Source organism: Ferdinandcohnia sp. GQ5 (assembly GCF_059759275.1).
In genome coordinates, this window is the sequence record NZ_JCAXEW010000041.1 from 1 (window position 1) to 9,072 (window position 9,072).

Consider the following 9,072-nt stretch of genomic DNA (forward strand, 5'->3'; position numbering starts at 1 on the left):
CGAGGCAGTCCAGTCCGAAGTTAGTTTGACTTCAGACACAATCAAGCTATATCGAGGCAGTCCAGTCTGAACTTAGCTCAGCTTCAGACACAATCAAGCTATATCGAGGCAGTCCAGTCCGAAGTTAGCTCAACTTCAGACACAATCAAGCATCCTCGTCGCCCCCTTGTCCGAAGATTGCCCGATTTAAGACACAATTCTGCATTTTTGTCTCATGCGTGTCCAAAGTTAAACCGATAGTAAAAACCGACACAATTTATACTCAGGTCGCGCTAGGAGCATTTACAAACTAATTATGTTACCATGGTGAAAACTAACTAAATGAGGTGTGAAAAAATGAAAATTGAGGTTTGGTCAGATTATGTATGTCCATTCTGTTATATAGGAAAGCGACGCTTGGAACAGGCTCTTGAGCAATTTCCACATCGTGATCAAGTCGAAGTGGAATTCAAAAGCTTTGAGCTAGATCCGAATGCAAAGCCATATTCAGGTCAAAGTATTCATGAATTACTTGCTTCAAAATATGGTATGCCAGTGGCTCAGGCCAAGCAAATGAACGAAAATTTAGGTCAGCAAGCTGCAGAACTCGGTCTAAACTATAATTTTGATGAAATGAAAAACACAAATACCTTTGATGCCCACCGTCTTACAAAGTTTGCAGCGACCGTCGGCAAAGAAAAAGAACTCACTGAGCTTCTTCTTCACTCGTATTTCATTGAAGGAAAACTAATCAGTGACCACGAAGTATTAGCGGATCTTGCAGAATCTGTAGGGTTGGAGCGACAGGCCGCGTTAGAAGTGTTAAAAGATGAGAAGAAATATGCGAATGATGTCCGAATTGATGAGGCGACTGCTCAACAAATCGGTGTTACCGGCGTTCCGTTTTTTGTAATCAATCAAAAATATTCTATTTCTGGTGCACAGCCAACTTCCACTTTTCTTGGTGCACTCCAACAGGTTTGGAAAGAAGAACATCCAGCACCAAAACTTCAAGACCTTTCAGGTGGCCAAGGTGCAGTTTGCACAGATGAAAGCTGTGAGATTCCTACAGATAAATAATAATCATGTGCAAAGCCCTTGTGGTTTTGCACATTTTCTTTTACCTGAAAAGGGAATTCATAGTATCATTACGAATATATATGAAGGTATAAAAAAAGGGGTGGTATCCATAACGTTTCAGTTAGATTTTGAAATTGGCCTTGTTTCGGTTATTACGTTATTAATTGGATGTGGAATGATTGGTTTTTTATCTTTTAGGATTTATAGAAAACAAGATGTGAAACCAACTATATGGAAGATAATTCTCGTTTTACTTATTGGGCTTTTTTCTTTTTCCTTTAATATGAATTTCTTTGATACATTCATGAAACTTCCAATTTTACCCTTAGGTGTATGGATTCTCTACTTTTTTCTTAAATCAAAAAAAGGGCGCTGGGATAGATTCCGAAAGTATGCATGGCTCGGCTTTTTCGCGAACTTTCTATTTTTAGTATTATCCTTTGCCTCGATTGGTCTCCAGCATGTTATTTACTCGCCTAGTAATCTATCAACCTATATTTCTAATGTGGAAAATGCAACAATTATCAACACTCACCCTTCTGCAGGGGATGTAACTTTACAAAAAGATCAATTACTAAAACTACTTCCAGTTATGAAAGAAACTGAGTTTTTTAGTGATAAATGGTATGAGGAAACGTATATGAGTGGAGAGCCGAATACTCGAAAAGAACGATTTCCATATCAAGTGGTGGGTGTTAAGGAAAAATGGGGAAGTGGGGTTGTTACCACCATTGTTATAGAAGATGATGGGAAAGGTTTATTAATTACAACACCTAAAATCCAATATTATTTTCGCTCCCCAGAAGTTTTTTTAGAAGGGGTGAAAAGTAAATGAGACGAAGAACGATACTAAGTTTACTTGGATTGGTTGCTCTGCTTTTCGTCATTTATTATTTTTATCTAGCTAGACCTACAAACTTTGCTACGACTGATACTTATAAAAGGTATTCTGAAGTAACTGAGATTCTTGATGTAATAGAGATTGATAAGCGCCACGTTTTTGTACCAATGGTTACAGAAGAAAACAAATATGGAATGAGCTTGTGGGTGTGGAAAAATCATAAATGGAATATGGAATTTGATAGTACAGTTGGTGGCCCTAGGATAATCAAACTAAAAAATAATGATCCAAGTTCCTATCAGGTTTTTTGGAATATTCATCCCGATGACCAAGTAAGTTATGGAGAATTATATTTATTGAAAAAACGTAATTATCATATTACAGAAGGAATACATAATTATTATCCTGGTTTGCAATTGAAAACGATTTTAGATTTTGAGGGTACACCCTTTGGAGTAACAGAGCTTCCGAATGAGTGGCAAAAAGTGATGGAAGCATCGATAAAATTGGAAGAAGCAAGGCAACCGGATCCTATTTTTGAAAGCATGTTTCCTGTGATGCAGGATGTGTACTTCGGCTGGATTTCCTATAACAGCGACCATGTAAGGCAACAAGCGGATGCTACTAATGTAGGTGGAGCATCATGGGGTGGTGGTGTTGATATCCAGCACGTCGTAGATATACCAGAAGAGGAGCTTGAGTATTATAAGGTGGAGGACCAATAAGGAAATTAACAGACCAACTTAGCTCATATAATCATTACTCATCACTGATTAATCTAAAATTGAGATATATATTATTTAAAATTGATATTTGTTAGATTAATTGAGAAGTTATAAAATATTTCTAGGGGATATGAATCAAATATAGGCTGAAATTTATTAATGAATGGATCTGCCCCTAGAAATAATAAAAAAGAACTTTACGTGTGAGGAAGGTGAGCAGCTTGCTGAGTATTAATCCTGAGCAATTTATCTTGAAACCATCTCTTGCGACCATTACCTGTGAACCAAACTGGCAATGGAAGCGGAAAGAGCCTATTCCGAACTATGATTTGTTTTATGTTTGGAATGGAGAAGGAAATTTGATTTTAAACGGTCGAGATTATTCAATAAAACGAGGAAGTTGCTTTTTATTCCTTCCAGGCGATTGGACGACTGCCACCCAGAATCCTCAGAATCCACTTACAATAACCTACATCCATTTTGACTTAGAGAACGAACCAAGTCTAATACCAAATTCATATCGGATTATTCAAGACGCAATACCTTTTGAGTCTCTCTTAACACAATATGTTCGATTATTTTTAATCAAAACATTTGGGGCAGAAACGGAGGCAAAGCTAATTCTCAAACAGTTGATGATTCAGCTTTTGCGAGAGGAGCATCAGGTCGAAGAACGAAACGACCAAGGTCAAACTTCTCTCCTGTCAGCGATTAGGGAAGTGGCAAATTATGTGCAGCAACATCCTAGCGAGGGACATACGCTTGAAAGTTTGGCGGCTCGTGCGAACTTTTCTCCAAGGTATTTTTCACTGAAGTTTAAGGAGATTATTGGCAAATCAGTGCGCTCCTATATTGTAGAAGCTCGTATAAAAAGGGCGGAGCATCTCCTGCATTATACAGGAATGACGGTAACTGAAGTAGCTCAAGCATTAGGCTATGATAATCTGCATTTTTTTAGTCGACAGTTTAAAAAATACACAGGGAAAAGCCCTTCTGAAATTCGTTAATTAAAGTAATTACAAGCACCTAACCATTGTGGTTTAGGTGCTTTTTTTTTATCTGAACTGGGTTCAACACTCTGTTTGAATTATGCACTCATCTGACACTGTGGCCCATGATTATAAGCTGTTAGTCCAAATCATACACCTTTTCTGACTGAAAGCGTAGTTTGATCAAAAAGCTCGTCGCAATCCCAGGCTTATTGTGACTCTTGGACGCAAGATTTCAAGCTGTAAGTCAGAACCACACCTATTCTGACTGAATGCGCCGTTTGATCATTATCCTAGTCGCAATGCCGGCCATATTCTGACTCTTGGACGCAAGATTTCAACCTGCAAGTCAGAACCCCACACCTATTCTGACTGCAATCGCCGTTTGATCATAATGCTTGTCGCAATCCCGGCCATATTCTGACTCTGAGCCCCATGTATTACACGCTTGGAGTCAGAATCCCACCCCTATTATGACTTCAAGCCCCATTTGATCATACCGCTAGTCGCAATGGGGGCCTTATTCTGACTACAAGTGCCGTTTGATCATAATCCCTGTCGCAATCCAGGCCATATTCTGACTCTGAGATCCATGATATCAAGTTGTAAGTCAGAATCCCCCCACCTATTCTGATTGCAAGCACCTATTAAACGTGACCGTTGTCCCTTAAACAGTGCATTTATTCAAACAGGAAAAATTATGTAAAAAAGTGCAAACTTTACACAGAATAGTCTAAATATTTATGAGAAAGAGGATGATACGATTAAAATGACAGATCAATATACATGTTTGGCTTTTACTGTGAGCAATAAAGCCAGAAAAATTCTTAAGAAAGAGTGATCTCAATGTGTGGAATTACAGGATGGATTGATTGGCAACAGGATTTGAAACACCAAGAACAAATCGTCGGTAAGATGGCGCAAACATTAGCAAAGCGTGGTCCAGATGCTTCTAATGTTTTTAGTGATCATCATGCTGCACTGGGTCATACAAGGTTAATTGTTGTGGATCCTTCCGGAGGGACACAGCCGATGACAAGGAGATCAAAAAACGGGCATGCCTTTTCAATGGTCTATAATGGAGAACTTTATAATACAGAGGATTTGCGTAAAGAATTACAAAGCCGTGGATATACATTTCAATCCCACTCCGATACGGAAGTTCTTCTTACTTCTTATATTGAGTGGCGAGAAGAATGTGTAGAGCGGTTAAATGGTATTTTTGCTTTTGCAATTTGGGACCATCAGCAAGAAAAACTTTTTATTGCAAGGGACCGACTTGGGGTCAAACCGTTATTTTTCAAACATACAGATAGCACTCTTTTATTTGGGTCAGAGCTTAAAGCCATTTTGGCACATCCAAATGTAAAGGCGGAAGTAGATCGCGAAGGTCTTCAGGAGGTTTTTGGGTTAGGACCATCCCGTACACCAGGGCATGGGATTTATAGAGGAATACAAGAATTAAGGCCGGCACATATTCTTATGTTTGATCGGAACGGACTAAAAATTAAACGTTATTGGAACGTCGAAAGCCGCAAACATTCTGATTCATTAGACGATACGGTGGAAGAAGTGAGATTTCTAGTGAAAGATGCCGTTGAAAGACAACTAGTTGCGGATGTTCCGGTCTGTACATTTTTGTCAGGTGGGTTAGATTCAAGTGCCATAAGTGCGATTGCCTCGAACTACTTTAACCAACAAGGAAGAGGAAAGCTTCATACGTATTCGATTGACTATGAGCGAAATAGTGAGTTTTTCAAATCAAGCTTGTTTCAAGTGGATGAAGATAAACCATGGATTGATAAGATGACGCAATATTTGGGTGTCAATCATCATTCAAAGATTATTACGCAGGAACAACTTGCTAGTCGATTGGAGGATGCGGTAAAAGGTAGAGACCTACCTGGAATGGCGGATATTGATTCTTCTCTGCTTTGGTTTTCCGAGGAGATCAAACAAGACTTTACGGTTGCTTTATCTGGAGAATGTGCGGATGAAATTTTCGGTGGGTACCCTTGGTTTTATAAGAAAGAGTTACTGCAGGATAACCATTTTCCATGGATGAAGTCTGAAGAAGAAAGACATAAGCTTCTATTACCTCATTGGCAAAACAAATTAAATCTAAAAGACTATGTTCAAGAACGATACAACGAAACATTACGAGAGGTTCCAAGATTAGAAGGAGAAAGTCCAGAAGAGTCACGACGTAGAGAAATATTTTATTTGAATATGATCTGGTTCATGTCTACTTTATTAGAACGAAAGGACCGCATGAGTATGGCTGCTAGTCTAGAAGTACGTGTTCCATTTGCGGATCACCGACTCATTGAATATGTGTGGAATATCCCATGGGAGATGAAGATGTTAGAAGGAAGGGAAAAAGGAATCTTAAGGAAAGCATTAGAGGGAACTTTACCTAATTCCATTCTGTATCGAAAGAAAAATCCTTATCCGAAAACTCATAATCCAGATTATTTGAATCTCGTAAAAAATATGCTAACTAGCGTAATCGAAAAGAAAAACTCTCCAATTCTAGAATTGGTTTCAAAACAAAGGGTAAGAGATATCATTGATTCTGATGGTGCATCATTCACAGTTCCTTGGTTTGGGCAGCTAATGACAGGACCTCAGCTTATCGCACATTTAGTGCAAATCAATGTGTGGCTTGATTCTTATAACGTGAATATTGTTGATTAAACTCCTATTTCGACAGGCGAAAAGGTAGAGATTATACCAAATGTGAAGGTAAAACAAGTTGTGTCATTCAGTGTAAATTTTATAGCGAATAGTTTAAATATCTTCCAAAATAACGATGCTACTATTAACTTAACAACGAAACAGATAAGGAACAGGGGTGATACAAATGCATCGATTAAAAAGACATGGTTTATATGATCCTCAGTTTGAACATGACGCTTGTGGTATCGCCTTGCTTGCAAATATTAAAGGTGGTAAAACACACACCTTAGTAAGTCAGGCACTAACGGCTCTTGAACGATTAAATCATCGCGGGGGTCAGACTGGTAGTGAGAAATTAGGAGATGGGTCTGGAATTCTAACAGAGCTCCCACACGATTTATTTGTACATGAGTGGAAGTTAAAAGGGAAACAACTTCCATTCATGGGTGATTACGGAGTTGGGATGCTATTTTTACCCCAAGAGTTAGACCTAGCGACAGAATATAAATTGAGAATAGAAGAAATCGTGCAGAATGAGGATCTAGTGATTTTTGGATGGAGAGATGTACCAACGAATGATGAAGAGTTGGGAAGCACGGCTAAACAATCACAACCATCTGTTCATCAATTATTCGTTACTTCCGTCAATAAGGAACTAGACAATGATCAATTTGAGCGGTTGTTATATATGGCTCGGCGAAAAGTAGAGAAAGAATTCAATGACGCTGAAGTAAATCAGGATGACTGCTATATTGTTAGTTTTTCATCAAGAACCATCGTATATAAAGGACTTCTTTTACCGAGCCAGTTAAGAAGCTATTATGAGGATTTAAGGCGAGATGATTACCAATCCGCGATGGCCATGGTGCATAACCGATTTAGTACGAATACCTTTCCTAGCTGGAGAAGAGCGCAGCCAAACCGAACATTAATGCACAATGGAGAGATCAATACGATAACGGGGAATGTAAACTGGATGCTTGCACGTGAACCTGTTCTTCGTTCAGACCTTCTGGAAGATAATGAAGCTCTTCACCCAGTGATTGACCTGGATGGCAGTGACACTGCAATGTTTGATAACGCATTAGAATATCTAGTGATGTCAGGATGGTCACTCGCTAAAGCAATGATGTTGATGATCCCAGAACCTTGGCAGAATAACAAACTTCTATCTGACAAGAAAAGGGCATTCTATCAGTTTCATAGTTGCCTCATGGAGGCTTGGGACGGTCCAGCAGCCATGGGCTTTACAAATGGAAAACAGATTGGAGCTTGTCTAGATAGAAATGGGTTAAGGCCAGCTCGTATTATCCTTACAGATGATGATTTCCTCTGTTTATCTTCGGAAGTAGGAGTAGTAGATATTCCAGAAGAAAACATTATTCTAAAGGATCGTCTAAAACCGGGACAAATGCTTTTAGTAGATTTTGAGAAGAAGAAGCTACTACTAGATGAAGAAGTAAAACAACAGCTTATTAACGAACATCCTTATGAAGATTGGGTAGCTGAGACAATTACACCAATTGAAAATCTACCTATAACAAAGAAAAAAGAATCAACAGAAAGCAAAGAGGAACTATTACGTATTCAAAAAGCGTTCGGGTACACCTATGAAGAGTGGGAGAAAATAATTAAACCGATGGCGCAAGAAGGAAATGAACCAATTGGTTCTATGGGATACGATGCTCCGCTAGCCATTCTATCATCAAAACCTCAATTACTATTTAATTATTTCAAACAGCGTTTTGCCCAAGTAACCAATCCTCCAATTGATGCAATCCGAGAAGCATATGTCACATCAATGGAAGTATTACTAGGAGCCGAGGGGAATTTATTACAACCGAAGACTGAAGATTACAAAAAAATAAGGTTAAGCACCCCGATCCTGTCTGAAGTAGAAATGAGAACAATTCAAAGTTTGGATAGTGATGTTTGGAAAGTATCGACTATTTCGATTCTCTTACCTGTACAAGGAATGACGATTCAGGAACGTCTTCAAGAAATACACGCAACTGCTGAAAAAGCAGTAAGGGATGGAAGCAATCTAATCGTGTTAAGCGATCAGGGAATCAATCAAAATCAAGGTGCAATTCCTTCTCTACTAGCTGTTTCAGCTCTGCACCACCATTTGATACGACAAGGGCTTAGAAGCAAGGTAAGTATCATTATAGCATCAGGAGAGCCTAGGGAAGTTCACCATTTTGCAGTGCTACTCGGATATGGGGCAAATGCCATCTTTCCATATCTAGTATACAAATCGCTTTCGAAACTAACTGGTGAAAACTTAATCAAAAATTATAAAAAAGCAGTTACAAAAGGAATCCTGAAGATCATGTCAAAAATGGGGATTTCGACAGTTCAGAGTTATATTGGTGCCCAAATTTTTGAGGCTGTTGGGATTAGTGAAGAGGTAATCAACACGTATTTTCCGCGCACATCTTCTCGAATAGGCGGTCTTCAACTCGAGGATATTGCGAAAGAAACCATTAATCGACACAACCAGGCATGGCTAAATGAAGATCCCACCCTAGATGAAGGTGATGACCTCCAATGGCGTGTAAACGGAGAGTCACATTTGTACCGACCAGAAACTATCCACACCTTACAGCATGCCTGTCGAACCGGTAACTATGAGGTTTACAAAAAATACAGCCACATGATGGGGGAAGATACTGAAAAGAGCATTACGCTCAGAGGGATGTTCCGCTTAAAAAGTAACAGAAAGCCGATTCCTATTGAGGAAGTTGAACCAATTGAGTCTATTTTTAGACGCTTCAAA

At 39.0% G+C, this 9,072-nt stretch carries 6 protein-coding genes; all 6 read left to right on the top strand.

What is annotated here, in order from left to right; translation table 11 throughout:
- Nucleotides 1–336 precede the first annotated feature (336 nt).
- Nucleotides 337–1,059 carry a DsbA family protein gene (locus AC6CHV_RS26190; RefSeq protein ID WP_498079961.1) on the top strand — a complete coding sequence of 241 codons (723 nt, stop codon included), beginning with the start codon at nucleotides 337–339 and terminating at the stop codon, nucleotides 1,057–1,059.
- Nucleotides 1,013–1,894, top strand: a complete 882-nt coding sequence (locus AC6CHV_RS26195; RefSeq protein ID WP_498079962.1) for a hypothetical protein — start codon at nucleotides 1,013–1,015, stop codon at nucleotides 1,892–1,894. The genes AC6CHV_RS26190 and AC6CHV_RS26195 overlap by 47 nt, the downstream gene beginning before the upstream one ends.
- Nucleotides 1,891–2,625, top strand: coding sequence for a hypothetical protein (locus AC6CHV_RS26200; protein ID WP_498079963.1), 735 nt, complete (start codon nucleotides 1,891–1,893; stop codon nucleotides 2,623–2,625). The genes AC6CHV_RS26195 and AC6CHV_RS26200 overlap by 4 nt, the downstream gene beginning before the upstream one ends.
- 221 nt (nucleotides 2,626–2,846) lie before the next feature.
- Nucleotides 2,847–3,632 (top strand): helix-turn-helix domain-containing protein, encoded by a 786-nt coding sequence (locus AC6CHV_RS26205; RefSeq protein WP_341329926.1) that lies wholly within the window; start codon nucleotides 2,847–2,849, stop codon nucleotides 3,630–3,632.
- Between the two features lie 828 nt (nucleotides 3,633–4,460).
- Nucleotides 4,461–6,311: an asparagine synthase (glutamine-hydrolyzing) gene (gene asnB, locus AC6CHV_RS26210; protein ID WP_498079964.1), complete on the top strand. Its 1,851-nt coding sequence runs from the start codon at nucleotides 4,461–4,463 to the stop codon at nucleotides 6,309–6,311.
- A 166-nt stretch (nucleotides 6,312–6,477) separates the two neighbouring features.
- A partial coding sequence (locus AC6CHV_RS26215) for a glutamate synthase central domain-containing protein (protein WP_498079965.1) occupies nucleotides 6,478–9,072 on the top strand: 2,595 nt, incomplete at its 3' end.

Bases quoted from the DNA above. Each gene is read 5' to 3' on its own strand.
- AC6CHV_RS26190 (WP_498079961.1), top strand. From the start codon at position 337: ATGAAAATTGAGGTTTGGTCAGATTATGTATGTCCATTCTGTTATATA.
- AC6CHV_RS26200 (WP_498079963.1), top strand. From the start codon at position 1,891: ATGAGACGAAGAACGATACTAAGTTTACTTGGATTGGTTGCTCTGCTT.
- asnB (WP_498079964.1), top strand. From the start codon at position 4,461: ATGTGTGGAATTACAGGATGGATTGATTGGCAACAGGATTTGAAACAC.